22 protein-coding genes, 1 riboswitch and 1 other annotated feature are annotated in these 25,982 nt (G+C 54.8%); of the genes, 10 read left to right on the top strand and 12 right to left on the bottom strand.

The annotated features are described in order from the left end of the window. Positions 1-21: 21 nt before the first annotated feature. Positions 22-83, bottom strand: a riboswitch (Fluoride riboswitch). A gap of 93 nt (positions 84-176) precedes the next feature. Together IAE27_RS21580 and IAE27_RS21575 are read right to left on the bottom strand one after the other, a co-directional pair. Beyond that, positions 177-716 (bottom strand): septation protein A, encoded by a 540-nt coding sequence (locus IAE27_RS21580; protein WP_004101360.1) that lies wholly within the window; start codon positions 714-716, stop codon positions 177-179. Between the two features lie 51 nt (positions 717-767). Beyond that, on the bottom strand, positions 768-1,511 hold the full coding sequence (locus IAE27_RS21575; RefSeq protein ID WP_004101361.1) for a YciC family protein: 744 nt from the start codon (positions 1,509-1,511) through the stop codon (positions 768-770). Positions 1,512-1,823: 312 nt separating this feature from the next. Here IAE27_RS21575 and ompW point away from each other — a divergent pair, with 312 nt between their 5' ends. Next, the gene (gene ompW / locus IAE27_RS21570; protein ID WP_004101362.1) at positions 1,824-2,462 is read left to right on the top strand and encodes an outer membrane protein OmpW; all 639 of its coding nucleotides are present in this window, start codon (positions 1,824-1,826) and stop codon (positions 2,460-2,462) included. A gap of 116 nt (positions 2,463-2,578) precedes the next feature. On the opposite strand, the gene IAE27_RS21565 is transcribed toward ompW, so the two are convergent. Beyond that, positions 2,579-2,824, bottom strand: a complete 246-nt coding sequence (locus tag IAE27_RS21565; RefSeq protein WP_004112403.1) for a YmjA family protein — start codon at positions 2,822-2,824, stop codon at positions 2,579-2,581. A 205-nt stretch (positions 2,825-3,029) separates the two neighbouring features. Continuing rightward, a complete protein-coding gene (locus IAE27_RS21560; RefSeq protein WP_108703926.1) occupies positions 3,030-3,650 on the bottom strand; it encodes a helix-turn-helix transcriptional regulator in 621 nt (206 codons plus the stop codon). 342 nt (positions 3,651-3,992) lie between these two features. Between IAE27_RS21560 and IAE27_RS21555 the strand changes: the two genes are divergently transcribed. After that, positions 3,993-4,847, top strand: a complete 855-nt coding sequence (locus IAE27_RS21555; protein ID WP_105890146.1) for a helix-turn-helix domain-containing protein — start codon at positions 3,993-3,995, stop codon at positions 4,845-4,847. A gap of 602 nt (positions 4,848-5,449) precedes the next feature. On the opposite strand, the gene trpA is transcribed toward IAE27_RS21555, so the two are convergent. From trpA to IAE27_RS21530, 5 genes are read right to left on the bottom strand one after another with little or no spacing between them, the layout of a single operon-like run. Beyond that, the gene (gene trpA / locus IAE27_RS21550; protein ID WP_004101366.1) at positions 5,450-6,259 is read right to left on the bottom strand and encodes a tryptophan synthase subunit alpha; all 810 of its coding nucleotides are present in this window, start codon (positions 6,257-6,259) and stop codon (positions 5,450-5,452) included. Continuing rightward, complete coding sequence (trpB, locus tag IAE27_RS21545) at positions 6,259-7,452, bottom strand: tryptophan synthase subunit beta (RefSeq protein ID WP_004101367.1); 1,194 nt, start codon at positions 7,450-7,452, stop codon at positions 6,259-6,261. Before trpB ends, trpA begins: the two co-directional genes overlap by 1 nt. Positions 7,453-7,461: 9 nt before the next feature. Beyond that, positions 7,462-8,820 carry a bifunctional indole-3-glycerol-phosphate synthase TrpC/phosphoribosylanthranilate isomerase TrpF gene (trpCF, locus tag IAE27_RS21540; RefSeq protein WP_200092865.1) on the bottom strand — a complete coding sequence of 453 codons (1,359 nt, stop codon included), beginning with the start codon at positions 8,818-8,820 and terminating at the stop codon, positions 7,462-7,464. 3 nt (positions 8,821-8,823) lie between these two features. Further along, positions 8,824-10,419, bottom strand: coding sequence for a bifunctional anthranilate synthase glutamate amidotransferase component TrpG/anthranilate phosphoribosyltransferase TrpD (gene trpD, locus IAE27_RS21535; RefSeq protein ID WP_200092864.1), 1,596 nt, complete (start codon positions 10,417-10,419; stop codon positions 8,824-8,826). Continuing rightward, positions 10,419-11,981: an anthranilate synthase component 1 gene (locus IAE27_RS21530; RefSeq protein WP_200092863.1), complete on the bottom strand. Its 1,563-nt coding sequence runs from the start codon at positions 11,979-11,981 to the stop codon at positions 10,419-10,421. The genes trpD and IAE27_RS21530 overlap by 1 nt, the downstream gene beginning before the upstream one ends. A gap of 36 nt (positions 11,982-12,017) precedes the next feature. After that, positions 12,018-12,113: a sequence feature (Trp leader region), on the bottom strand. A 227-nt stretch (positions 12,114-12,340) separates the two neighbouring features. Here IAE27_RS21530 and rnm point away from each other — a divergent pair. The 6 genes from rnm to IAE27_RS21500 all read left to right on the top strand — a co-directional run bounded on the left by rnm (position 12,341) and on the right by IAE27_RS21500 (position 20,014). Then, positions 12,341-13,210: an RNase RNM gene (gene rnm, locus IAE27_RS21525; RefSeq protein WP_004112415.1), complete on the top strand. Its 870-nt coding sequence runs from the start codon at positions 12,341-12,343 to the stop codon at positions 13,208-13,210. 9 nt (positions 13,211-13,219) lie between these two features. Continuing rightward, the gene (locus IAE27_RS21520; protein ID WP_004101372.1) at positions 13,220-13,840 is read left to right on the top strand and encodes an L-threonylcarbamoyladenylate synthase; all 621 of its coding nucleotides are present in this window, start codon (positions 13,220-13,222) and stop codon (positions 13,838-13,840) included. 391 nt (positions 13,841-14,231) lie between these two features. Further along, entirely contained in the window at positions 14,232-15,119 is an 888-nt protein-coding gene (gene rluB, locus IAE27_RS21515) for a 23S rRNA pseudouridine(2605) synthase RluB (RefSeq protein ID WP_004101377.1), read from the top strand. A 165-nt stretch (positions 15,120-15,284) separates the two neighbouring features. Further along, complete coding sequence (locus IAE27_RS21510; RefSeq protein WP_200092862.1) at positions 15,285-16,646, top strand: MFS transporter; 1,362 nt, start codon at positions 15,285-15,287, stop codon at positions 16,644-16,646. An 18-nt stretch (positions 16,647-16,664) separates the two neighbouring features. Next, positions 16,665-19,013, top strand: coding sequence for a beta-glucosidase (locus IAE27_RS21505; protein ID WP_154022454.1), 2,349 nt, complete (start codon positions 16,665-16,667; stop codon positions 19,011-19,013). A gap of 26 nt (positions 19,014-19,039) precedes the next feature. Then, positions 19,040-20,014 carry a helix-turn-helix transcriptional regulator gene (locus IAE27_RS21500; RefSeq protein ID WP_004101380.1) on the top strand — a complete coding sequence of 325 codons (975 nt, stop codon included), beginning with the start codon at positions 19,040-19,042 and terminating at the stop codon, positions 20,012-20,014. Here the strand turns inward: IAE27_RS21500 and cobO are convergent. Further along, the gene (cobO, locus tag IAE27_RS21495; RefSeq protein ID WP_004101381.1) at positions 19,986-20,576 is read right to left on the bottom strand and encodes a cob(I)yrinic acid a,c-diamide adenosyltransferase; all 591 of its coding nucleotides are present in this window, start codon (positions 20,574-20,576) and stop codon (positions 19,986-19,988) included. The genes IAE27_RS21500 and cobO overlap by 29 nt on opposite strands. Beyond that, positions 20,573-21,334, bottom strand: a complete 762-nt coding sequence (locus IAE27_RS21490; RefSeq protein WP_004101383.1) for a YciK family oxidoreductase — start codon at positions 21,332-21,334, stop codon at positions 20,573-20,575. The genes cobO and IAE27_RS21490 overlap by 4 nt, the downstream gene beginning before the upstream one ends. A 254-nt stretch (positions 21,335-21,588) precedes the next feature. On the opposite strand from IAE27_RS21490, the gene sohB reads away from it, so the two are divergent. After that, positions 21,589-22,635, top strand: a complete 1,047-nt coding sequence (sohB, locus tag IAE27_RS21485; protein ID WP_016808521.1) for a protease SohB — start codon at positions 21,589-21,591, stop codon at positions 22,633-22,635. A 54-nt stretch (positions 22,636-22,689) separates the two neighbouring features. Here sohB and IAE27_RS21480 read toward each other — a convergent pair whose 3' ends face one another. Next, entirely contained in the window at positions 22,690-22,941 is a 252-nt protein-coding gene (locus IAE27_RS21480; RefSeq protein ID WP_004101388.1) for a YciN family protein, read from the bottom strand. A gap of 409 nt (positions 22,942-23,350) precedes the next feature. On the opposite strand from IAE27_RS21480, the gene topA reads away from it, so the two are divergent. Next, positions 23,351-25,948 carry a type I DNA topoisomerase gene (gene topA, locus IAE27_RS21475; protein ID WP_154022455.1) on the top strand — a complete coding sequence of 866 codons (2,598 nt, stop codon included), beginning with the start codon at positions 23,351-23,353 and terminating at the stop codon, positions 25,946-25,948. The last annotated feature ends 34 nt before the right edge of the window (positions 25,949-25,982 follow it).

Here is a 25,982-nt window from a genome sequence, read left to right as displayed (position 1 = left end):
TGCCCATTCCCGGTCCGGGAATAAAAAGCAGGCATCATTAGCCACATGGCGGTTCAAGGAGGAATGCCATCTCCTGTGAGAAATATCTTACATTACGAATCGATTCAGCTGAAGTGGTTTATACAAGGGGGAAACGAATAACACGGCACGCCGGGCGGCGCGCCGTGGGGGAAAGGTTAGTGGTTGTCGTCCTGCGGCATATGGCGATAAATATACACACCGCTCAGCAGGGTGAATACCAGCGTCAGAGCGGTCAGGCCGAAGACCTTGAAGTTGACCCAGATATTCTGCGGCAGCCAGAAAGCGATGTAGATATTCGCCAGCCCGCAAAGGATGAAAAACACCGCCCAGGCCAGATTGAGACGTGACCACACCTGCTGCGGCAGCGTCAGCTCTTTACCCAGCATACGCTGGATCAATGGCTTCTTCATCACCCACTGGCTGAACAGCAGGGCGCTGGCGAACAGGACGTAGATAACCGTCACTTTCCACTTAATAAATTCGTCGTTGTGGAAAAAGATGGTTAAGCCGCCGAATACGGCGACCAGCACGAAGGTAATTAACGCCATTTTTTCGACTTTGCGATAGCGTACCCAGCTGTAAATCAGCACGATAGCGGTGGCGATAATCAGCGCGGTCGTCGCGGCGTAGATATCATAAAGCTTGTAGAATGCGAAGAAGACTACCAGCGGTAAAAAATCCAGAAACTGCTTCATACATCGATTCCGTCGTTCAGGTAGGGGCAGGTCGCGCCGCCCCGGGTTAAGTTAGTTACGAATGAGCATATACAAGCGGAATAAATAGATCAGCAACAATGCGGAGATCAGATTGCTGAGGGTATTTATTACCACCGCGCCAACGTTTGGCGTCAGGACCGCGAAGCTGGATGCAAACAGCAGAAGCAGCGTTTTCGCCAGCAGCCAGCCGATAATCGCCGGCGCCACCAGGCGTACGTTGGCCCAGGCCAGGCGCATACTGCTACGCATGGCGCTGAAAATACCAACTTTATCCTGTACCAGCATGATCGGCGCGAAAGAGAGCACAATGGCGAGCAGGACGCCCGGCACCACCACCAGCATCATCCCCATCTGCACAACAAACGTCGTCAGCAGGATCAGCAGCAGCAGCTTTGGCAGCACCGGCGCGGAAGCGCCGATCGCACGCAGGGCGCTGACTCTCTGGCCGGCGGAGACCATCTGGATCATCAGCAGAACGCCGCCGGCAAGAATGGCGTTGCCAACCAGCCCGGAGAAGGTCGAGGCTGCGGACGCGCGCAGCAGAATTTGCTGCTGCTCCGGCGTCATGCTCTGAACCAGTTCGAACAGCCCGCCGCTGCCCGCCAGGCTATCGCCCTGACTCAGAATCGACAGTTGCTCTTCACTGGGTGAAAAGGCATGGCCAAGTACTACCGTAATGAACGCGCATAACAGCGCAATCAGCAGGATAGTAACGAACTGATTGCGGAAAAAGTTCCCGGTGTCACGGTAGACGGACTTCGCCGTGATAGACATGCATTCTCCTTGAGTATTGCAGGTATTAACTAGCCGGCGATTGTACCGCAAATCGCGGCTGGGTAGCAGTCTCTGCTCCTGTGCGCTAAGTATATCTTTGTAAATAGAAGGGGAAATCGGTGATGACCTCTGTTGAGAAGCGACAAGGGAGAACTTGATACATCTCGTTTATCACTGATTGCATTGAGAAAGTGAAAATTAATCTGGATCAATAAATGTTAAATTTGCCCACTTAATGTGATCTATGTTGGATCAAACATAACTCATTATGGGTATATTCTTGCGCTGAATAACCATAATGAGGAAGTGGGTATGAAAAAGTTAGCAGCGGCGGTTGTTATTCTGGGCACGCTTTCCACCGGTAGCGTCTGGGCGCATGAAGCTGGGGAATTCTTTATCCGTGCGGGTTCGGCTACGGTCAGACCATCAGAAGGCGCGGGCGGAACGTTAGGCAGTCTGGGGGGCTTTAACGTTAGCAATAATACTCAACTGGGCCTGACGTTCACCTATATGGCGACGGACAACATCGGCGTAGAGCTGCTGGCCGCCACGCCGTTTCGCCACAAAGTCGGAACGGCGGCAACCGGCAATATTGCGACCGTTCATCATTTACCACCGACGCTAATGGCACAGTGGTACTTTGGCGACGCCAGCAGCAAGCTGCGTCCGTATATTGGCGCAGGTATCAACTACACGACTTTCTTTGACGAAAGCGTGAACGATACGGGTAAAAAGACGGGCATTTCTGACCTGAGCCTGAAAGACTCCTGGGGAGCCGCGGGGCAGGTGGGGATGGACTATCTGATTAACCGCGACTGGCTGATTAACATGTCGGTGTGGTACATGGATATCGACACCACCGCCAACTATAAGCTGGCGGGCGCGCAGCAGCACGACAGTATTCGTCTGGATCCGTGGGTGTTTATGTTCTCTGCGGGTTATCGGTTCTAAACTCTTGCTCAAAGCTGGTCGTCATGACCAGCTTTGTTTCTCGTTCGCGCAAAGCGTTGTCGCCAACGATGATGTGGTATTTGCTTTTGCTCTTTGCAAAACGGCTTGACCGGCCGCTACTCGTTACCCCATTTATTCAGGAATACCGCTATATCATCGATCCGCTGTTCATCAATCCCCGCCTGTATGGCCATCTCTCCCTGCGCCTCCTCGCTGATTTCCTCGTTATTCATCAGCCGCGTAATCAGCAGTTGAAAATAGCGCGCCAGGGGCTCACGTTCTGACTCGCTGACGGGCTCGGCGGACTCCGTCGAATACTCATCCGCAATGTCGTAATATTTCAGTGGTACTTCTTCGTGCATAAATCGCTCCCGGGATAGAGGTTGTACCTGCGTTTACTGCACTGAATACTATCATTCCTGTAGGGCTTTATCTCGGGAGCGCGCTGAAAAAAGACGGTATGGTCGGCACCGGGCCTGGCCGGCCTGTGACGGCAGGCGTAGCGGTATTGACGATCTTTTGTTAGTGGCTACAGGTTTTGCAAAGATCCCTCAGATGAGTGGATAGCTAAGAAATAAATTGTTTTCTTTTATTCAATACATGCATGAATTTATTAAGATCCTGAGTGCCTTTTATTTTAAAATCATGCATAACGTTTTTTTTATGTGAGTACACGGTTTTATAGTTGACTTTTAACTCACGGGCTATTTGCATTTGGTTCAATCCAAGACTGAGAGCATGTATTACTTTTGACTGCGCATGGGTTATTGATTTACATGGGCAGTTGATACAAAGATTTACCTTTGGTGCAATATCTTCACATCCTCTTAATAAAAATAAATTTATATGAATGTATATTTTCCCCGTAATCACAGGAATTGAATCGGATTTGTATAAAAATAAACAATCTTTTGTGCAGTTAGGAATTTCACTTTTGGAAGATACGCTTTTTTTCTCTTGAAGAATAAATAGCAGGCTTTTTTCTTTTTTATATTTCAACTCATCATGGCACAGAAAGATCTCTCCAGGTTCCATTTCGGTGAATATGATATGTGCTTGTGCAATGTTGCTTTGAGTGTACTTGTCTTCAAAGATAACGTTTTCGTCTGTGGTGATGGATTCCATAACCATTTGTTTTATAGCGTGTTTTGAGTAAACATTTTTGGTATTGATCAAAATATTAAGCATACATAGATTCACATAGTTATTAATATATGCACTCTGATTTAAAAGAATGCCGGTAAAAATATAGCTGTTAAAAAAGTGAGCTTAATAGTCGCGATCTGCTTTTAAAGTTTAAAATAAGATATTGTAGGTCTGCAAAAAAAGCAACATTTGTCTACAAAATGAGATTTGAGATATTTTTTGTAAGAAAAATCTTATTTTTCATATGGCTGGGGTTTACAGGCTCCATTTTTATGAATGCGTTCCGCGATAAATTTTTATTATGCACAAAAAGCTTAGTGTCAATACTTAATTACTGGTAAAATACCAGCGGGCTAAAATTTGATATGGATGTCATTTACCGCAATGAAAGAAAATGTTTTTAATGAAATAGTTGAATGGATTGAGTCTCGCCTGACAATAAATCCATCGGTCGAAGATATCGCCCGTGGCGTGGGATATTCGCGGCGTTCAGTTTATAATATATTCCATGAATATGCCGGACTGCCTGTCGGCAAGTATATCAGAATGCGCCGCATGACGCTTGCTGCCGGTAAACTCAGGCTGACTCACCAACCTATTTCATCTATTGCCTGCTCACTGCATTTTGACTCTCATCAAACCTTTTCCCGCGAGTTTAAAAAAGCCTTTGGTCGTTGCCCCAGCCAGTATCGACATTCAGCATACTGGGATATGTCGGCGCTCTATCAGAAGGTGGGGCCGCAGGGCGACAGACTGCCTGTACCCTGGCTTTGTTTTCTCGAAGAGCAAACCTTTTCTGGATACGGCTTCACCTATACGCTCTCCCTGGCCGAGGGTATCTGCGCCAGGAAAAATGTCACCAGGCGGAAAATCGCGGCGGAAATGCCGGGCGGCGAGCGAGACATCTATATCCTCTCTGAATTCTCACCTGCCGCCAATAATCTCTATAAAGTGACCATCGGCAGTTTTATTGGTGCACCAGTGAGCTCACGGGAACGCCCTTTCCGCGAGATAAGGGTCGCTAAGCGGGGTTTATACCTGGGCATGGAATTTAGCGGTAGCTGGGAGGATTATGTTTTACTGTCAAATAATGTTTATATGAAACATCTTCCTGAGCTCGGGCTGTATCGCCGCGAGGGCTACGATATCGAACGTTTTGTTCAGCCGCAAAACGTGACGTCAGGAAACGATCGGCCTTATTACACCATCCAGTATTTTGTCCCAGTGGCCTATCTTTAGCGATTGGCTCACGCTTTCTGCCGCCATTAGTGGTGCCCGCAAGGTATGACGCCAGTCAGGCCATGCATTAACACGAGAGACCGCAGCTATCCACATTCGCAAAGAGTTAGAGGGTAGGCTGACAGCTTTCCTGGTAATAGGTGTTTCGGATCGCGGCTGGAGGCCGCGTTGGCAAAGCATATATCCGGCGCGCTATCGGGAGGGACATACTGGATGTCGGCCATAAAAAAAAGCCCGCACAAGTGCGGGCAAAAATACTGGAAGCAATGTGAGCAATGTCGTACCGAATACCTGAGTTGTTTACTCAACTATTCGGTAATGAGAAAGATAATATTTCTCATTTAAGATATCAACCCCAATTTTTGTGCGGCAGCGATCTTTTTACATTGAGGTGTTCATCGGGCATTTACAGGCTGCTATCCCCCTTGAAGCCGTCCCGTTCATAAAAGGATGTCTCTCGGGCGCAAAAAACGGCCGATAGCTAAGGTGTTGGCCGGATGGCCACAAGAAGAGATGATGGCGCTGTTTCGTCTGACGCGTAAATACGCCGACAGCTTACCGCTGAAATAACCGCCCGGCCCAGGGCCGGACGGCAAGCATCATCAGGCGGCTTTAGTGGCGGCTTTCAGACTGCGGGCGAAGGTCTTTAATTCTGCCAGCATGGCCTGCGGGTCGTTCACGTTGCGCTCGATAATTTTGACGATGGCAGAGCCGGAAATCGCCCCGGCCGCGCCTGCGTCAATCGCGGCGGTAACCTGCTCCGGCGCCGAGATGCCAAATCCTTGCAGCGGCGGGGCGGCGTTGTACTCGGCCAGCTTTTCAATCAGATGATGCAGCGGCAGCGCGGCGCGGTTTTCCGCACCGGTTACGCCCGCCCGCGACAGCAGGTAGGTATAGCCGCGCCCGTAAGAGGCGATCTGGCGCAGCAGATCGTCATCGGCATTCGGCGGGCAGATGAAAATCGGCGCGATATTGTGGCGCAGCGCGGCCTGGCGGAACGGCGCGGACTCTTCAACCGGCACATCGGCCACCAGCACCGAATCGACGCCAGCGCGTTCGCACGCGGCGTAGAATTCATCGATACCGGGGCTGAACACCAGGTTGGCGTACATCAGCAGCCCGACTGGAATCGTCGGGTGCTTCTGGCGAATTGCCGTCAGCATCTCGAAGCATTGCGCGGGCGTCACCCCGGCGGCAAAAGCGCGCAGGGTGGCGTCCTGGATCGTCGGGCCATCCGCCAGCGGGTCGGAGAAAGGAATGCCCAGCTCCAGCGCGTCGGCACCGGCTTCAATCAGCGTATCGATAATTTTCAGCGACAGCTCAGGATTAGGGTCGCCGAGGGTGACGAAGGGAACAAACGCGCCTTCCCGGCGAGCTTTCAGTTGTGCAAACAGCGTCTCATAACGTTCCATCAGATTTCCCCTCGCGCTTTTAAAATATCGTGTACGGTGAAGATGTCTTTATCGCCGCGGCCGGAGAGGTTAACCACCAGCAGCTGCTCTTTTTCCGGGTTTTCGCGCATCATTTTTAGCGCGTGCGCCAGGGCATGGGAGGATTCCAGCGCCGGAATAATCCCTTCATGGCGGGAGAGCGCTTTAAAAGCATCCAGCGCTTCATCATCGGTAATCGACACGTAATCGGCGCGACCAATGCTGTTTAAATAAGCATGCTGCGGGCCAACGGACGGGAAATCCAGACCGGCGGAGAGGGAGTAGGACTCCTCAATCTGCCCCTCATCGGTCTGCATCATCGGCGATTTCATACCGAAGTAGATGCCCACGCGGCCGTGCTTAAGCGGCGCCCCGTGTTCGCCGGTTTCGATCCCATGTCCAGCGGGCTCCACGCCAATCAGGCCAACGGCGGTATCGTCGATAAAGTCAGCGAACATGCCGATAGCATTGGAGCCGCCGCCAACGCAGGCGATAACCGCATCCGGCAGGCGTCCTTCTTTCTCCAGGATCTGCGCTTTAGTCTCTTCGCCAATCATCCGCTGGAATTCACGCACGATGGTCGGGAACGGATGCGGGCCAGCGGCGGTGCCAAGCATGTAGTGGGCTTTTTCATAGCTGCCTGACCAGTCGCGCAAAGCCTCGTTACAGGCATCTTTCAGGGTGGATGAGCCGCTATGTACCGGGATCACTTCCGCACCCATCAGGCGCATGCGGAAGACGTTCGGCGACTGGCGTTCGATATCTTTGGCGCCCATATAGATGCGGCACTTCAGGCCGAGCAGGGCGCTGGCAAGGGCTGAGGCAACGCCGTGCTGACCGGCGCCGGTTTCGGCGATAATTTCCGTTTTGCCCATGCGTTTTGCCAGCAGCGCCTGGCCGAGCACCTGATTAGTTTTGTGTGCGCCGCCGTGCAGCAGATCTTCCCGCTTCAGATACAGGGTCGTGCGCGTACCTTCGGTGAGGTTACGGCATTGGGTCAGCGCCGTCGGGCGACCGGCGTAGTTTTTAAGCAGGTCGCTAAATTCGGCCTGGAATGCCGGATCTTTCTGCGCGCTGACGAAGGCTTCTTCCAGCTGGCGCAGGGCAGGCATCAGGATCTGCGGAACGTACATCCCGCCGAATTCGCCGAAATAGGGATTCAGTAAAGTACTCATTGTTGCTCCTTAATATGCGCGCAGCGTTTGAAACACCGAGGCCAGCTTGCTGGCATCTTTAATACCCGGCTGTGACTCTACGCCTGAATTAAAATCGAGTCCGGCACAGCCGCTTTTCGCGGCTTCAACACAGTTATCGGCGCCGAGGCCGCCAGCCAACAGAACGTTACGCAGATCCTGGCCTTGCAGCAGAGACCAGTCGAAACGCTGGCCGGTGCCGCCCTGACCATTGTCGAGAACGTATTTGTCGACATGATTCAGATTGCGCGGCGGTAGCGTTTCGCCAACGCTGAGGGCTTTCCAGATTTGTACCTTGCCCGGTAATTCGGCGCGCAGGGCGTCGATATAGGTCTGGTCTTCACTACCGTGGAGTTGCACGGCGGCTAAGCTCAGATTTTTCGCGCGGGCAATAACTTCCGCCACCGGCGAATTGCGGAACACGCCGACATAGCTCAGAGGCGCGCTGGCAATTACCGCTTGCGCCTGAGCCTCGTTCACCGCTCGCGGCGACGTCGGAACGAAAATCAATCCGCCATAGATCGCGCCGGATTCATATGCCACCTGGGCATCCTGGGAGCGGGTCAGGCCGCAGACCTTATTCTCACCGAGCAGCACGCGTTTTACGGCGGCGTTCAGATCGTCATGCTCCATCAGGGCAGAACCAATCAGGAAGCCGTTGGCAAAGTGGCTTAATTCGCGCACTTCAGCATAAGTATGGATGCCGGACTCGCTGATGACCGTGACGCCATGACCGAGGCGGGGTGCCAGGGTTCGGGTGCGGTTGAGGTCAATCGACATATCGCGCAGATCGCGATTGTTGATGCCGACCACTTTAGCCTTCAGCGCAATTGCGCGCTCCAGTTCCTCTTCATTGCTCACTTCGGTCAACACGCCCATGTTCAGGCTATGCGCGACGGCGGAGAGCTGACGATACTGCTCATCGTCCAGCACCGAAAGCATCAGCAGACAGGCATCAGCCTGGTAGTAGCGCGCCAGGTAGATTTGATAAGGATCGATAGTAAAGTCCTTACACAGAATCGGCTGCGGCGCGACCTTGCTGACCATCGGCAGAAAATCGAAGCTACCCTGGAAATACTTCTCATCGCAAAGCACTGAGATAGCCGAGGCATAGTGCTTGTAGACGCCGGCAATGGCCGCCGGGTCAAAATCTTCGCGAATCAGGCCTTTTGATGGCGAGGCCTTTTTGCACTCAAGAATAAATGCGGTGCGGGTGCCGGCGAGGGCATCGTAAAAATTGCGCTGCGTCGGTACCACTTCATTTTGAAAACTGGCTAACGGTTGTTGTTGTTTGCGGGCTTCTACCCAAATCGCTTTGTCGGCCACGATTTTTGCTAAAACGGTCTGCATTATTTACCCTCTTGCCGCTAATGCGGTCACTCTGTCATAGGCCGCTCCGCTGTGCAGCACATCGATGACTTGCTGCGCGTTGGCCTTCAGGTCTTCGTGTCCATGTAAACGCATCAACATGGCGACGTTGGCGGCAACGGCGGCTTCGTGAGCGGCTTCACCTTTACCTTGTAGTAAGCGCGTAAGAATGTCACGGTTTTCTTCCGGCGTGCCGCCTGCCAGCTGCTCCTGATGATACGGCGTCAGGCCGAAGTCGGCGGCGGTCAACTGGTAGCTCTTGATCTCACCGTTGCTGAGCTCCGCGACCACCGTCGGCGCGTGCAGCGATACTTCATCCATACCGCCGCTATGTACCACGGCGGCTCGCTGGTAGCCCAGCACGCGCAGGGTTTCCGCAATCGGCAGCACCAGTTCCGGACTGTAGACGCCAATCAGCGCCAGCGGCGGATGCGCCGGGTTGATCAGCGGCCCGAGCACGTTGAACAGGGTACGGGTTTTGAGCTGCTGGCGTACCGGCATCGCGTGACGGAAACCGGTGTGGTATTTCGGCGCAAACAGGAAGCAAACGCCCAGTTCATCCAGCGCCTGGCGAGATTTATCGGCATTCATATCCAGATTGATACCGAATGCTGCCAGCAGGTCGGAAGAACCGGACTTGCTCGACACGCTGCGGTTGCCGTGTTTGGCGACCTTCAGGCCGCAGGCGGCAGCCACAAACGCGCTGGCGGTTGAAATATTGATACTATTGCTGCCGTCGCCGCCGGTACCGACGATATCGGCAAACGGATAATCCGGACGCGGGAACGGCGCGGCGTTTTCCAGCAGCGCGGTAGCGGCGCCGGCGATCTCCTGCGGATGCTCGCCGCGTACCTTCATGCTGACCAGCGCGGCGGCCAGCTGCTCAGGCTTCACTTCGCCGCGCACCACTGCGGAAAACAGCTGGTGGCTCTCCTGCTGGCTCAGGGTTTCTGCCTGATACAGTTTTTCCAGAATCGGCTGGAGGGTATTCGTCTGTTCCAGCTTCTGCAGCGCCCAGGCCAGAGTCTGTTCCAGCAGACGCGCCCCCTGGGTGGTCAGAATCGATTCAGGATGGAACTGGAAGCCGCAGACGCGATCCGCGTCGTGACGCACCGCCATGACCATGCCGTTAAAGTGGGCGTTGATCGTTAGTCCGGCCGGGATATTGCTGCCCACCAGCGAGTGGTAGCGGGCGACCGGCAGAGGATTACTCAGACCGGCAAACATCGCCTGGCCGTCGTGTTCAATGCTTGAAGCCTTGCCGTGAAGGATTTCACCGGCCTGGCCGACGTAGCCGCCGTAGGCTTCAACAATCGCCTGGTGACCGAGGCAGATGCCGATAATCGGCAGCTTACCGCGCATGCGGGTCAGCAGCTCCGGCATACAGCCCGCTTCGCTCGGGATTCCCGGACCCGGGGAGAGCATCAGTACTGGATTGTCCATGGTGCCGATGCGCTCAATCAGCGCCTGCGCCGGGACGGAATTGCGATAAATCACCACGTTATGGCCGTTCGAACGCAGCTGGTCTGCCAGGTTATAGGTGAAAGAATCGATATTATCGAGCAGCAGAATGTCGGCCATTAGAAAATCTCCTTCGCGTGGTGGGCCTGGGCGATAGCGCGCAGCACCGCGCGAGCTTTATTGCGGGTTTCATCCGCTTCTGACTGGGGAACGGAGTCGAGCACGATACCGGCGCCGGCCTGCACCGTGGCAACGCCATCCTGCACATAGGCAGAACGAATGACGATGCAGGTATCGAGGTCGCCATGGGCGGTGAAGTAGCCCACCGCGCCGCCGTAGCTGCCCCGGCGCTTGCCTTCGGCAGCGGCAATGAGCTGCATGGCGCGCACTTTCGGCGCTCCGCTGAGGGTGCCCATATTCATACAGGCGCGATAAGCATGCAAAACGTCGAGATCGCTGCGCAGCTCGCCAACCACGCGGGAGACAAGGTGCATCACGAAGGAGTAACGGTCGACTTTGGTTAAGTCGGCAACGTAGCGGCTTCCCGGCGTGCAGATGCGCGCGAGGTCGTTACGCGCAAGGTCAACCAGCATCAGATGTTCGGAGAGCTCTTTATGGTCGGTGCGCATCTCCAGCTCAATACGGCTGTCGAGATCGCGATCCAGCGAACCATCGGCGCGGCGGCCGCGCGGACGGGTACCGGCTATCGGGTAAATTTCAATCTGACGATTGCTGGCATCGTACTTGAGCGAGCTTTCCGGCGAAGCGCCGAACAGGGTGAAGTCGTTGTCCTGCATAAAGAACATGTACGGACTGGGGTTGCTCTTTTTCAGCACATCATAAGCGGCCAGCGGCGACGGACAGGGCAGCGAGAAGCGGCGCGAAGGTACCACCTGGAAAATCTCGCCCGCGCGGATGGCGCGCTGCATTTTACGCACCACGGCGCCGTACTCTTCGTCGCTCTGGTCGCAATCGCAGCGCATCTCGGCTACCGTCGTCACCGGCAGCGGCGCCGGCGGCTCGTTCAGCTGTTGACGAAGCTGAGCGATGCGCTGCAGCAGACGCTGCTTTTCGCTTTCCAGCGGGGTGAACAGGCTCGCCTGAATGCGTGTGTTTTTAGTCTGATGGTCGATAACCAGCAGCGTTTCCGCCAGGTAGAAGCAGTAATCCGGGCAGGCGGTGTCGCTTTCCAGCGGCGGTAGGTTTTCAAAGCCGGCGACGAGGTCATAGGCGAACAGACCGCCGAAGAACATGGCTTCGCGTTCGTCCTGCGGTACGGTAATCAGTTTCTGCAGCAGGCGAAAGGCGTCGAATACCGACAGTGAACACAGACGGGCATCTTCATCTAACAGCGCGCTGACCGGCGGGAAAGTTAATACCCGACCGTTTGGCTGACGCTGGTTATTAATGCCTGAAGGCAGAGCGCTGTCCAACAGCTCAAGCAGCGCCGTGCCGTTGGCGGAAAATGCGTGAATAGTGACAGTGTCACCTAGTGCGGTAATACGCAGCGCGCTATCCACCAGCAGCAGGCTTTTCAAATCATCCTTACTGTCGATATCCGCGGATTCCAGCAGCAGGGTGGCGGGACGCGCGCCGCATAGCTGGTGGAATAGCGCCGTCGGGTTTTCCCGATAGATGGCGTCGCTGGTGAGAAGCTCGAGTGCCGGTTTTGATGTTTGCATTGTTTGTTGTCGCCTGTTCGCTGTAATAATTTGTCCAATAAAAAGCCCGCTCATTGGCGGGCCGGGTATCTGTATGCTGAGTGCAAAACGCGATCACGCCGCCCGATAACAGGAGGTGCGCCACCAGCCGTGCAGAGTGATGAGTTGCGTTTTCATTGATGATACCTCTTCATGTGAACTTGCGTACTAGTTAACTAGTCCGAGAGATTAAAGTCAACCCCCGTTTGCAGATTTTCTCTATCAGTCGGTATGATGATGCGCTTATTACTATCCTTAATCCCTTAAGCTGCAGAACATCAGTCAATCTGCTTGTGACTTAAAGTATGACGGGTACAGGTTCATGTCCAGCAGGAGTCATCTTGAGCAACACCAACTACGCAGTGATTTACGACCTGCACAGCCATACCATCGCCTCTGACGGGCGACTGACTCCAGAAGAACTTGTCCATCGCGCGCATCAGATGCGCGTCGGCACCCTGGCGATAACCGATCACGATACCGTGGCGGCGATCCCCGCGGCCCGGGCGGAGATTGAACGCGCCGGTTTACCGTTGACGCTGATATCCGGAGTGGAAATCTCCACGCTGTGGGAAAACCATGAAATCCATATTGTCGGGCTGAATATTGATATCGCCCATCCCGCGATGACCGCGCTGCTCGATGAGCAGAAAGCGCGCCGCCAGATGCGGGGACAACAGATTGCAGAGCGGCTGGAAAAAGCGCGGATCCCTGGCGCCTGGGAAGGGGCGCTGAAGCTGGCTGACGGCGGCGCGGTAACCCGCGGCCACTTCGCCCGCTTTCTGGTGGAGGCCGGCTATGCCAACAATATGGCTGACGTTTTTAAGAAGTATCTGGCGCGCGGGAAAACCGGTTACGTTCCGCCTCAGTGGTGTACAATAAAACAAGCGATTGATGTCATTCATCATTCCGGCGGTAAAGCGGTCATTGCCCATCCCGGACGCTACGACCTCTCTGCCAAGTGGCTGAAACGACTGTTGGCCCACTTTAGCGAGCAGGGAGGCGATGCGATGGAAGTCGCCCAGTGTCAGCAGGCGCCGCACGAGCGGGCTCAGCTTGCCGCTTACGCCGTGCAGTATGGCCTTCATGCCTCGCAGGGGTCTGATTTTCATCAGCCCTGTCCGTGGATCGAGCTGGGCCGCAAACTTTGGCTACCCGCTGGCGTAGAAGGGATCTGGCGCAGTTGGGAAGTGGCCGTAGAACAAAATTGAGAGGGAAGTATGAGCCAGTTTTTTTATATCCATCCGGAAAACCCACAGGCGCGGTTGATTAACCAGGCGGTGGACATCGTGCGTAAAGGCGGGGTTATCGTCTATCCGACCGACTCCGGCTACGCCTTAGGCTGCAAAATTGAAGATAAAGGCGCGATGGAGCGGATTTGCCGAATTCGTAATCTGCCAAACGGCCACAACTTTACCCTGATGTGCCGCGATCTGTCCGAGCTGTCGACCTATTCATTCGTCGATAACGTCGCCTTCCGTCTGATTAAAAATAATACGCCGGGTAATTACACCTTTATCCTTAAGGGCACCAAAGAGGTCCCGCGCCGTCTGCTGCAGGATAAGCGTAAAACCATCGGTATGCGCGTACCGTCAAATCCGATTGCCCAGATGCTGCTGGAAACGCTCGGCGAGCCGATGCTTTCCACCTCGTTGATGCTGCCGGGCAGTGATTTTACCGAATCCGACCCGGAAGAGATCAAGGATCGTCTGGAGAAGCAGGTAGACCTGATTATTCACGGCGGCTATCTGGGACAACAGCCGACCACGGTTATCGATCTTACTGAAGACGTACCGGTGGTGGTGCGTGAAGGCGTGGGTGACGTGACGCCGTTCCTGTAATAGCCCTGTTTTCAGGGAAGGAAGGGGATACAGCGAACACCATCTTGCCGTTTGCTTTATACTGACATTCAGCGCTGCCTGATGTTTTATCCACTTTAAAAGAAGCTATGATGCCGCCTGGCATCTGTCTGCTTGCCATGCGCCTGCACCGAGGCGCGTGGTAAGTTGTGCTATGTGCGTAATGCAAAGAAGCATTCATCCTCAAGTTCGTGTACCATGTTCGGCCACGCGAGAGGCGTGTCTCTGTTATGTCTGCTGCGGTGACATAAAAAACGACACGAGCCGATGCATCATTTATTTACAGAACAGGGTGTTAGGTTGAATTCTATCCGACTCCCTGTTTTTCGAAGTATACCAGACGCCTGGGAAGGCGACACCTTAAGGAAGCTCAATGAGCGAGAAATTACAAAAAGTGCTGGCCCGCGCTGGCCACGGCTCCCGCCGTGAAATCGAAGCCAAAATCGAAGCTGGCCGCGTCAGCGTCGATGGCAAAATCGCCACCCTTGGCGATCGCGTTGAAATTGTCCCGGGTTTAAAAATTCGCATCGACGGTCACCTGATTTCGGTGAAAGAGTCTGCGGAACAGATTTGTCGCGTGCTGGCTTACTATAAGCCGGAAGGCGAACTCTGTACCCGTAATGACCCGGAAGGACGTCCGACGGTGTTCGATCGCCTGCCAAAGCTGCGCGGCGCGCGCTGGATTGCAGTCGGCCGACTGGACGTTAATACCTGCGGTCTGCTGCTGTTTACCACCGACGGTGAGCTGGCGAATCGCCTGATGCACCCGAGCCGCGAAGTGGAACGTGAGTACGCGGTGCGCGTGTTCGGGCAGATCGATGATGACAAGCTGCGCCAGCTGGCTCGCGGCGTGCAGCTTGAAGACGGCCCGGCGGCGTTTAAAACTATCAAGTTTACCGGCGGCGAGGGGATCAACCAGTGGTACAACGTCACCCTTACGGAAGGCCGTAATCGCGAAGTTCGCCGCCTGTGGGAAGCCGTTGGTGTGCAGGTCAGCCGCCTGATCCGCGTGCGCTATGGCGATATTCTGTTGCCGAAAGGCCTGCCGCGCGGCGGCTATACCGAGCTGGACCTGGCGCAGACCAACTACCTGCGCGAACTGGTCGAACTTGCGCCGGAAACCAGCTCTAAGGTTGCGGTTGAAAAAGACCGTCGCCGTATGAAAGCGAACCAGATTCGCCGTGCGGTTAAGCGCCACAGTCAGATGGGCAATAATAATAACAACCGTCGCTCCAGCAGCCGTAATAACGGTAACGGTTAATAATTTCAGTTCCGGCGGTTACCGCCGGAATTCTTCCTCCTGTGACTCCTTTCACACTTCTGCATAAAGACAAAAAACAGGAAATCCCCGGACAAATAACGCAAAGCGGTGCGCCAGGCAACGCCATATACTGAGGCCACTGATTACAAAAACAGGTAGCCTAAAATGGATACAGCAGGAAAACTATCGGCAAGCTATGTGGTTATCGGCGTTAAAGAAAAAATAGGTTATGGCTTTGGTGATTTTGCCTCTAATTTATCGTTCGGTTTTGTTTCTCTGTTCTTACTCTTTTTCTATACCAACATTTACGGCATTAGCGCCGTACAGGCGAGCCTGATTTTTGTTATTGCGCGCGTGGTTGATGCCGCTTTTAATATTCTGATTGGCTTTGCCATCGATAAAACCCACAGCCGTTACGGTAAACTACGCCCGTGGTTGTTATATGGCTCAATTCCGCTCGGCTTTTTAACGGTGCTCTGCTTTGTGCCATTCGGCGGTGAGGCAAAATTCTATTTTGCGCTGATCTCCTATACCATTTATTGCCTGGCGTATACGGCGGTGAATACGCCTTATTCGGCGCTGACTAATCGTCTGACCCAGCATGAAGCCTCCCGCTCATCGCTATCGGTATACCGGTTTGTGCTGGCGATTGTTGGCTATCTGATTGTTTCCACTACTGCCGATATGCTGATTTCCCCGTTTAGTGATAAGCAACTGGGCTACGTCTTTGCGGTCTCTTGCTTTGCGCTGCTGGCGACCTTTTTGTTCCTTGCCTGTTTCGGAATGACCAAAGAGCACGTTGGCGAGGAAGAGGAGACTCCCGCGCCGACGCTGCGGGAAATGTTGAAGGCGGTGGCAGGCAATGCGCCGCTTATTAACCTCTCGATGTTTACCGTCTTTTTTTATATTGCCTATACCGTGTGGATGGCGATTGCTATTTACTTCATTAAATACATTATTGGCAGCGAAGGTTTTACGTCGACCTTCTTTATGATTCAGTCCGCAGCGTATATTGTCGGCACCGTTATTTCGGAAAAAATCATTGCGCTGATAGGTAAAAAGAAAATGACTCTGGTGGCGCTGTTAATCGGCATTGTCGGCGTACTTATGCAATATTTTATCGCTGGCGACAATATCTGGCTGATTATGACCGGGGTATGCTTGTATAGCATTACGCTGGGGATGGGCTTTGTTTCCATGTGGTCAATGATTGCCGATACCGTGGAATATGCCGAGTGGCACCATGGGGTGCGTACCGAAGGCGCCATCTACGGCTTCTTTAATTTCATCACCAAAATAGCAATGGCTATCGGCGGCGGCTGTGCGGGATGGATGCTGGACTATTATCACTATGACGCGGGTAACATTACTGCCAGCGCAATTAACGGTATTAACGTACTGATGACGCTATTCCCCGGCGCGATGTTTGCTCTCAGCGCCATATTTGTCGCGTGCTATTCGCTGGATGAAAAAACCTATCGCGATATTGTGCAAAAAATCAGCCTGCGTAAACAGAACGCGCTTTAACCTCAGGGAGCCAGAGAGATGAATAACGATTTTAATACCACCCTCGCCGCGATGAGCATCGAAGATAAAGTGGCGCTACTGACCGGCAGCGGCCTGTGGCGTACCGCGTCGCTGCCGCAGCACGGTATCGAAGATATCATTATGACCGACGGTACCTATGGCGTTCGCTACAGCAGCGCGCAGATTGATGGCCGGGAAAAGTGGAGCATGGATGATTTTATTTCGGTCATCACCCAAACAGCAGACCAGGCCAGCGCGGAAGAACCTACCGCGAAAGGGGGAAGCGAGGCGCTCTTCAGTACGTCGCTCCCGGCGACCTGCTTTCCTAACGGTTCCAGCCTGGCCTGCAGTTGGGACGTGGAACTGGTGCATCAGATGGGGCAGGCGCTGGGAAGAGAGTGCCAGCATATGGGGGTTGGGATTCTGCTCGGACCGGGCATTAACATCCGCCGTACGCCGCTGGCTGGTCGAGGCTATGAATATTATGCCGAAGACCCGGTGGTCAGCGGCGACATTGCTGCTGCGCTGATCAACGGTCTGCAGCAGGAGGGCGTCGGCGCCAGCCTGAAACACTTTGCGGCGAACAACTCCGAGTACCGCCGTACGGAAATGGATTCGATCATTGAAGAACGGGCGCTGCGGGAAATCTACCTGGCGGGTTTCCAGCGGGCGATTACAAAATCCCAGCCGTGGACGGTCATGTCTTCGTACAATCGTCTTAACGGCGTACAAACTTCGCAGGATCCGTTTTTACTCACTCAGGTATTGCGCGATGAGTGGGGATATGACGGCCTGGTCATGTCCGACTGGTACGGTATTAAAGATCGCCCGGCATCGCTGATGGCGGGTAACGATCTGGCGATGCCGGAAACCCGCCGCGATAAACAAACTCTGCTGGCGGCTATTGAATCCGCAGAGGTGCCGATGGCGGTGGTAGACCGCGCCTGTCTACGCATGCTGAAACTGCTCGACAAGGTTCAGCGCCATCGCCGCCCGGAAACGCGAGCCGATTTCCCGGCGCACCACGCGCTGGCGCAGCGCCTGGCCGGCGAATCCATTGTCTTGCTGAAAAACGAAGATAGACTGCTGCCGCTGCATCCGGAGAAAACACCGCGTATTGCGGTGTTGGGTAAACCAGCCCAGGAGCCGGTGATCCAGGGGTCCGGATGCGCGACAACGGTGCCGTATCTGCTCGACCGCCCGTTGGATGAAATTTTCGATCTCGCCGGGGACGATTTTAGCGTCTCATGGGCCGTAGGCGCGCCGGACGATCTGCGCAGCGATGAACAGGCGCTGGCGCAGGCCTGCCGGGTCGCTCAGGAAGCTGACGTGGCGGTGATTTTCGTCAGTACCGCCGTGGGTGAAGATGGTGAAAATGGCGATCGTCAGGATCTGAATATTCTGCCGGTGCATGAACGGTTGATTCGCGAAGTGGCGGCAGTCCAGCCGAATATCGTAGTGGTGCTGGCAAATAGCGATGCGGTGGTGATGCCGTGGCTTGGCGAGTGCAAGGCGCTGCTGGAAACGTTTTTTGCCGGACAAGGAATGGGGCGCGCGGTTGCGGAAATCCTCTTCGGCCAGCGCAACCCTTGCGGTAAATTGACGGTGACGGTGCCCAATACGCTGGAGGAAACGCCGGCCTGGCTGCACTATCCGGGCGAAAACCTGCGCCATCATTACGGAGAAGGGCTTTTTGTCGGCTATCGCTATTACGACAAGCGTTGTCTGACGCCGCAGTTTCCCTTCGGTTTTGGCTTAAGCTATACCCGGTTTGCTTACGATAATATTGCGCTCTCAGCCTCCCGTGTAGGCGCAAGCGAGACGCTTACCGTTTCGTTCGATCTGACCAACTGCGGAGAGTATGCAGGCAAGGAGATAGTTCAGCTGTACGTGAGCGCGCCTCAGGGAGAGCTGATTCGCGAAGTGCAGTCATTAAAAGCCTTCAGTAAAGTGGCGCTGGCCGCAGGGGAGTGCCGCCGGGTCAGCCTGCAGCTGCCTATCGGCGACCTGGCCTGCTATCATCCTGGCCTCGGCGACTGGGTCGTGACGCCGGGGCTCTGGCAGATCCGAGTCGGCGGCTCATCGCGGGATCTGCCGCTGACGGCGGAAATCGAAGTGGACTGCCCGCAGCGGTACGTCCCGCTTAGCGATGATAATTCGCTGCAGCAGCTGATTCAGCAGCCGGAAGCTTTTGCCCGGGTAGTCAAGTTGATTGCCGATAAGAGCCAGATGCCTGCGGAACAGGTCCGTGAAAAACTGATCCGCCTGGCGCCGGATTTGTTCTGCGGGCTGCTGATTGCGCTGACCGAGTTTCTGGCGCTGGATATTGAGCGCGACGAACTTAACGCCGTGCTGACAGGGCGCTGATCGTTGCCAATGACAGGAGAGTGCGCATGTTTCCTTTTTCAGTGACTCACCCCGGTTCGCTCACGCAGAGCGGACGACAGACGGCGAACAGCGGCTACGAGCTGATTGCCTTCGATGCCGAGAAGCTGAACGTGTTTGCCGCGGAGGTTCGCTACTGCGAGCCGCACTGGCATCCGGCTCCTGAGCTGATTACCGTACTGGCAGGGCGGTTTACGCTCGCCGTCGGCCAGCAGAGCCTGGAGCTGGCGCAGGGGGACATGCTGTACATCAATGCGGAAGAGGTTCATTCCCTCAACGCGGAGGCGGCGGGCAGCCAACTGGTCACCGTTCAGTTTTCGCCCGGCCTGTTTGACGAACTTCACCCCTCGCCGCAGCTGGAATGGAGTACCTGCGGACGATCTTACACTGCGGCGGACAGTGAAGTACATCAGCGGCTGGCGGGGTTACTGAAACAGCTGATCGACAACCCTGCGCCGTTTCAGCGTATCGCCGCCATTTATCTGTTACTGGATGCATTAGTCTCCGCCGGCAAGCCGACGCAGCGCGGCGAAAGTTCGCTGCGCGACGAGGCGATGATCAAAAAAGGCATAGATTTTATCAATCAACACTTTGACCAGCCGCTGACGCTGAGCGAGGTCGCCTGCCATAGCGGGATGAGCTACTCATGGTTTTCGCGGCTGTTTAAAAAGGTGAGTCGCTATAATTTTAAAGAGTATCTGACGCTGGTGCGGCTAAACAAAGCCCGCACGCTGTTGCGCGATACCCGTACGCCGATTACCGAGATTAGCCACAGCTGCGGATTTCAGGAGCATAAATACCTGATTGCCGCCTTTAATAAATACTGCGGCGTTACGCCGACCGAATATCGCAAGCGCTTCGTTTCACGGCAAAATATTGTCGAAAGCGAACTGGCGCCGGGGGAGGATTGCCTGTGTCTGCCGCTCAACCATGCGCTGCTTGAGCGGCTGGTGGCTAGTAGTCGATCCCCATCTGCGCTTTGATACCGGCATCAAACGCGTGTTTCACCGGACGTAGTTCGCTGACGGTATCGGCCAGTTCGGTAATTTCACGGTGGCAGCCGCGTCCGGTAATAATCACCGTCTGCTGCGCCGGACGGTTGCGTAACGCGGTAAGCACCTCTTCCAGCGGCAGATAGTCGTACGCCACCATATAGGTGAGCTCGTCCAGTAAAACGAGATCGAGGCTTTCATCGGCCAGCATGCGGCGCCCGTGCTCCCAGACCGCGAGGCAGGCGGCGGTATCGCTTTCGCGATCCTGCGTATTCCAGGTAAAACCGGTCGCCATCACCTGAAACTCGACGCCGTGGGGTTCGAGCAGATTGCGCTCGCCGTTCGGCCAGGTGCCTTTAATAAACTGCACGACGCCTGCTTTCTTACCGTGCCCAACTGCGCGGGTGACGGTACCGAAGGCGGCAGTCGTTTTACCCTTACCGTTGCCGGTAAAAACGATCACGATACCGCGCTCTTCCTGCGCGGCGGCGACGCGAGCGTCAACTTTGTCTTTTACCCGCTGCTGGCGTTCGCGGTGGCGTTCATCACTCATTGTGCGATTCCTGGTTTGCGGCCCGGCTGGGCGTCAAAAGTCATTCCCGTCTTACGACGACTGTCGTCGCCCATCAGCCACAGGTATACCGGCATGATATCAGCGGGGGTTTTCAATTTTTGCGGATCTTCCGTCGGGAACGCATTGGCGCGCATTTTGGTGCGGGTGCCGCCTGGGTTAATGCAGTTGACCCGCAGATGGCGGTTCTGATACTCCTCGGCCAGCACCTGCATCATGCCTTCGGTAGCAAATTTCGACGCGGCGTAAGCGCCCCAGTTCGCGCGTCCCTGGCGGCCGACGCTGGAAGAGGTAAAGACCAGCGAACCCGATTCGGATTTGAGTAATAAAGGAAGCAGCGCCTGGGTGAGCATAAAGGTGCCGTTCACGTTCACCTGCATCACCTGCTGCCATACTTCCGGCTTTTGTTGATCCATCGGGCAAACGTCGCCCAGCAGACCCGCGTTATGTAGCACTCCGTCGAGTCGTGGGTAGTGGATGGCTATTTTCTGCGCCAGCTGCTGGCACTCCTGCGGCGTGCAGGTTAACAGGTCGAGAGTAAACCAGCTGGCGGGAATGCCGCCAGCCTGCTCAATCTCTTGCGCGACGCCGCGCAGTTTCTCTTCATTGCGTCCGACCAGAATAACGCTGGCGCTATAGCGGGAATAGGTCAGGGCGGCTTCACGGCCAATGCCGTCGCTGGCGCCAGTAACCAGGATGATGCGGTCCTGTAACAGGTGACGTTGCGGTTGATAGTGCACGGCGACTCCTCGGGCGATCTGCTGACGATCGCGCTTGCTGTTCGGTATCTCACTTTTGCGCTTTATGCCTGAAAGCGCCCGCTAATGCAATCGGCGAAGCGGAAACTCTTCGCGGAATTAATATCTTGCAACGATTTCATCGTCGCTGAAAAAAACAGGAAGGCGCCTCGCACGCGACACAAAGCACAAAGACTTCTCGCCGACGGCTGATGTACACTGTGCGCCAACGTCAGTGGTTTACACAAGGTGAAAACGTGGAATTAGTTGCTCAATATGGCCTGTTTTTGGCCAAAATCGCGACCATCGTTGTCGCAATTGCGGTTATCGTCGCCATTATTGTTAACCTGACTCAGCGCAAAAAACAGCGCGGCGAGCTGCGGGTAACCAATCTTAGCGAGCAATATAAAGAGATGAAGGAAGAGCTGGCGGTTTCGTTGCTCGATGCGCCGCAGCAGAAGCTGTGGCATAAAGCGCAAAAGAAAAAGCTTAAGCAGGAAGCTAAGGCGTCTAAGGCGCGGGCGAAGCTGGGAACGCCTGAGCCGGACGCCAAACCGCGCGTCTGGGTGATCGATTTTAAAGGCAGCATGGATGCGCATGAAGTCAGCAGTCTACGCGAAGAGATCACCGCGGTCCTGGCGGCGGCAAAGGCGCGCGATCAGGTGGTCATTCGCCTCGAAAGCCCCGGCGGCGTGGTTCACGGCTATGGTCTTGCCGCTTCACAGCTGCAGCGTCTGCGCGACAAACAGATCCCGCTAACGGTGGCGGTAGATAAAGTCGCGGCCAGCGGAGGTTATATGATGGCCTGCGTGGCGAACAGAATCGTCTGTGCGCCGTTTGCTATCCTTGGCTCTATTGGCGTCGTCGCGCAAATCCCGAACCTTCATCGCTTCCTGAAGAACAAAGATATCGATATCGAGCTGCATACGGCAGGCCAGTACAAACGTACCCTGACGATGCTGGGCGAAAATACCGAAGAAGGGCGTCAGAAGTTCCGCGAAGACCTCAACGATACCCATCGACTGTTCAAAGATTTTGTTCACCAGATGCGTCCCGAACTCGATATTGAACAGGTAGCCACTGGCGAACATTGGTACGGCGTTCAGGCGCTGGAGAAAGGGCTTGTGGATGCGGTGGAAACCAGCGATGAGCTACTGTTGGGTCTGATGGATAAACACGAGGTGATCGGCGTGCGCTATCAGCAGCGTAAGAAAATGCTCGATCGTTTTACCGGTAGCGCCGCGGAAAGCGCTGATAAACTCCTGCTGCGCTGGTGGCAGCGCGGGCAAAAACCGCTGATGTAATCCAGACAACGCGAGGCTTCGGCCTCGCGTTTTCGTCAGGGCCGGGCAGAAGTGTTAATCCGCCAGGTGATACTTATCAGACAGTTCGTGCGCGAGGTATTTAAACATATTAAATACCGCCGTACTTTTCGCCGTGGGCAGTCCTTGCTCATCAAGATAAAACTCGCCGCTGAACACCAGCACGCCGTTACGCTGCACGACGTCGGTGGCCTCGATCCCGGCTAACGTATCTTCATGTTCGCGAATGAGTTTGTTGGCTTTTTCCAGAAGCGTCTGGCGATCGATGGGTTGGGTTGTACCTTGCATAAATGCCTCCTGTGATTCTTCGCGGGTAGTCTACGCCGCACGACGGCGAGGGGCAAATTTTCCATTGATCTTACAGGGGTAATTGCAGGCGCCGAATAAACATCAGTTAGTGGCGGGATTTGCTTTTGCATGCTAATAAAGTTGCGTAACGAATTTTATCAGGTACAGTGTGACGCTTTCAGCGATCTGGTAACAGATTTGCTTGACATTCGGCCAAAAATTATTCGTGCTATGTCGCCTGGCAAGAAAAAGCCAGCAAACTCAGCTATCTGGTTTTATGGATGTGAAACCGGTGCAAAGGGTTGATATCCATCGACAACGACGCAACATAGGTTGTGACGTGTCGCCAGTGGATGGTGAATCAATGTGCGATGTATTCCTGGATGAATCAAATTAGGTAAAGGTGAATATGGGTAAAGCTCTCGTTATCGTTGAGTCCCCGGCAAAAGCCAAAACGATCAATAAGTATCTGGGTAATGACTACGTGGTTAAGTCCAGCGTCGGTCATATCCGCGATTTGCCGACCAGTGGCTCAGCATCTAAAAAGAGCGCCGACTCTACCTCCACCAAAGGGGCTAAAAAGCCTAAGAAGGATGAACGCGGCGCTCTGGTCAACCGTATGGGCGTGGACCCATGGCATGACTGGAATGCGCACTATGAAATACTCCCGGGTAAAGAAAAGGTCGTTTCTGAACTCAAACAGTTGGCGGAAAAAGCCGACCACATCTATCTCGCAACCGACCTTGACCGCGAAGGGGAGGCCATTGCATGGCACCTGCGGGAAGTTATCGGTGGTGATGAACAGCGCTATAGCCGCGTGGTGTTCAACGAGATTACCAAGAATGCTATCCGTCAGGCTTTCGAAAAGCCGGGCGAACTGAATATTGACCGTGTTAACGCTCAGCAGGCGCGTCGCTTTATGGACCGCGTGGTGGGCTATATGGTTTCTCCGCTGCTGTGGAAAAAAATTGCCCGCGGTCTGTCCGCAGGCCGCGTCCAGTCGGTTGCGGTACGTCTGGTGGTCGAGCGCGAGCGCGAAATTAAAGCGTTCGTTCCGGAAGAGTACTGGGAAGTTGACGCCAGCACCACCACCCCAGGCGGCGATGCATTGCCGCTGCAGGTAACGCACAACGGCGATAAGCCATTCCGTCCGGTAAGCCGTGATGAAACCATGGCGGCCATCGCGCTGCTTGAAAAAGCCAGCTACAGCGTGCTGGAGCGTGAAGACAAACCGACCAGCAGCAAGCCGGGCGCGCCGTTTATCACTTCCACGCTGCAGCAGGCCGCCAGCACGCGTCTTGGCTTCGGCGTGAAGAAAACCATGATGATGGCCCAGCGACTCTATGAAGCGGGACACATTACCTATATGCGTACCGACTCGACGAACCTGAGCCAGGATGCGCTGAGCATGGTGCGCGGCTACATTGGCGATAACTTCGGCAAGAAGTATCTGCCGGAGAGCGCGAATCAGTACGCCAGCAAAGAAAACTCGCAGGAGGCGCACGAAGCTATTCGTCCTTCCGACGTCAACGTGCTGGCCGAAACCTTAAAAGATATGGAATCTGATGCGCAGAAACTGTATCAGCTGATCTGGCGCCAATTTGTCGCCTGTCAGATGACTCCTGCGCAGTACGACTCCACCACGCTGACGGTAAAAGCCGGCGATTTCAAACTGAAAGCCCGCGGCCGTACGCTGCGCTTTGACGGTTGGACTAAGGTGATGCCAGCCCTGCGTAAAGGCGATGAAGATCGTACTTTACCGCTGGTCAATAAGGGCGACAGCCTGAGCCTGGTCGAACTGACGCCAGCGCAGCACTTTACCAAGCCGCCGGCGCGTTTTAGCGAAGCCTCGCTGGTTAAAGAGCTCGAAAAACGTGGCATCGGTCGTCCGTCTACCTATGCGTCAATCATTTCGACCATTCAGGATCGCGGCTACGTACGAGTGGAAAACCGCCGTTTCTATGCGGAAAAAATGGGCGAAATCGTCACCGATCGACTGGAAGAGAACTTCCGCGATCTGATGAACTACGACTTCACCGCGCAGATGGAAGACCGTCTTGACCAGGTGGCGAACCATCAGGCCGAGTGGAAGCAGGTGCTCGACAGCTTCTTCGGGGACTTCACTTCGCAGCTGCAAACGGCAGAGAAAGATCCGGAAGAGGGCGGCATGCAGCCGAACCCTATGGTGCTGACCAGCATTGACTGCCCAACCTGCGGGCGCAAGATGGGGATCAGGACCGCCAGCACCGGCGTGTTCCTTGGCTGCTCGGGCTATGCGCTGTCGCCGAAAGAGCGCTGCAAAACCACCATTAACCTGGTGCCGGAAAACGAAGTCCTCAACGTGCTGGAAGGCGATGACGCCGAAACCAATGCATTGCGGGCCAAACGCCGCTGTAAAAAATGCGGCACGGCAATGGACAGCTACCTTATCGATCCGAAGCGCAAGCTGCACGTCTGCGGTAATAACCCGACCTGCGATGGTTACGAGATTGAAGAGGGCGAATTCCGCATCAAGGGCTATGACGGTCCGATCGTTGAGTGTGAGAAATGTGGCTCCGAAATGCACCTGAAAATGGGGCGTTTTGGTAAGTACATGGCCTGCACCAACGACGAGTGTAAAAACACCCGTAAGATCCTGCGTAATGGGGAAGTGGCTCCGCCGAAAGAAGATCCGGTTCCGCTGCCGGAACTGCCGTGCGAGAAGTCAGACGCCTATTTCGTCCTGCGCGATGGCGCGGCGGGCGTATTCCTTGCCGCCAATACTTTCCCGAAATCCCGCGAAACTCGCGCGCCGCTTGTGGAGGAGCTGTTCCGCTTCCGCGATCGTCTGCCTGAGAAGCTGCGCTATCTGGCCGATGCGCCGCAGCAGGATCCGGAAGGCAACAAAACGCTGGTGCGCTTTAGCCGCAAAACTAAACAGCAGTACGTTGCTTCTGAGAAAGAGGGTAAAGCGACCGGCTGGTCAGCCTTCTATATCGACGGTAAATGGACCGAAGCGAAGAAATAACCTCTCCTGAGGGCCGCGTTGCGGCCCTTCATTC

This window comes from Klebsiella sp. S69 (assembly GCF_016516145.1).
Taxonomy (GTDB): domain Bacteria; phylum Pseudomonadota; class Gammaproteobacteria; order Enterobacterales; family Enterobacteriaceae; genus Klebsiella; species Klebsiella oxytoca.
Note: the sequence above shows the minus strand (reverse complement) of the source record. Positions and strands in the feature narration are given on the sequence as shown.

Bases quoted from the DNA above. Each gene is read 5' to 3' on its own strand.
- topA (WP_154022455.1), top strand. From the start codon at position 23,351: ATGGGTAAAGCTCTCGTTATCGTTGAGTCCCCGGCAAAAGCCAAAACG.
- IAE27_RS21505 (WP_154022454.1), top strand. From the start codon at position 16,665: ATGAATAACGATTTTAATACCACCCTCGCCGCGATGAGCATCGAAGAT.
- IAE27_RS21555 (WP_105890146.1), top strand. From the start codon at position 3,993: ATGAAAGAAAATGTTTTTAATGAAATAGTTGAATGGATTGAGTCTCGC.
- IAE27_RS21565 (WP_004112403.1), bottom strand. From the start codon at position 2,824: ATGCACGAAGAAGTACCACTGAAATATTACGACATTGCGGATGAGTAT.
- IAE27_RS21575 (WP_004101361.1), bottom strand. From the start codon at position 1,511: ATGTCTATCACGGCGAAGTCCGTCTACCGTGACACCGGGAACTTTTTC.
- IAE27_RS21530 (WP_200092863.1), bottom strand. From the start codon at position 11,981: ATGCAAACATCAAAACCGGCACTCGAGCTTCTCACCAGCGACGCCATC.
- cobO (WP_004101381.1), bottom strand. From the start codon at position 20,576: ATGAGTGATGAACGCCACCGCGAACGCCAGCAGCGGGTAAAAGACAAA.
- trpA (WP_004101366.1), bottom strand. From the start codon at position 6,259: ATGGAACGTTATGAGACGCTGTTTGCACAACTGAAAGCTCGCCGGGAA.
- IAE27_RS21520 (WP_004101372.1), top strand. From the start codon at position 13,220: ATGAGCCAGTTTTTTTATATCCATCCGGAAAACCCACAGGCGCGGTTG.
- trpCF (WP_200092865.1), bottom strand. From the start codon at position 8,820: ATGCAGACCGTTTTAGCAAAAATCGTGGCCGACAAAGCGATTTGGGTA.
- trpB (WP_004101367.1), bottom strand. From the start codon at position 7,452: ATGAGTACTTTACTGAATCCCTATTTCGGCGAATTCGGCGGGATGTAC.
- IAE27_RS21510 (WP_200092862.1), top strand. From the start codon at position 15,285: ATGGATACAGCAGGAAAACTATCGGCAAGCTATGTGGTTATCGGCGTT.
- IAE27_RS21580 (WP_004101360.1), bottom strand. From the start codon at position 716: ATGAAGCAGTTTCTGGATTTTTTACCGCTGGTAGTCTTCTTCGCATTC.
- IAE27_RS21480 (WP_004101388.1), bottom strand. From the start codon at position 22,941: ATGCAAGGTACAACCCAACCCATCGATCGCCAGACGCTTCTGGAAAAA.
- IAE27_RS21560 (WP_108703926.1), bottom strand. From the start codon at position 3,650: ATGCTTAATATTTTGATCAATACCAAAAATGTTTACTCAAAACACGCT.
- IAE27_RS21500 (WP_004101380.1), top strand. From the start codon at position 19,040: ATGTTTCCTTTTTCAGTGACTCACCCCGGTTCGCTCACGCAGAGCGGA.
- rluB (WP_004101377.1), top strand. From the start codon at position 14,232: ATGAGCGAGAAATTACAAAAAGTGCTGGCCCGCGCTGGCCACGGCTCC.
- ompW (WP_004101362.1), top strand. From the start codon at position 1,824: ATGAAAAAGTTAGCAGCGGCGGTTGTTATTCTGGGCACGCTTTCCACC.
- trpD (WP_200092864.1), bottom strand. From the start codon at position 10,419: ATGGCCGACATTCTGCTGCTCGATAATATCGATTCTTTCACCTATAAC.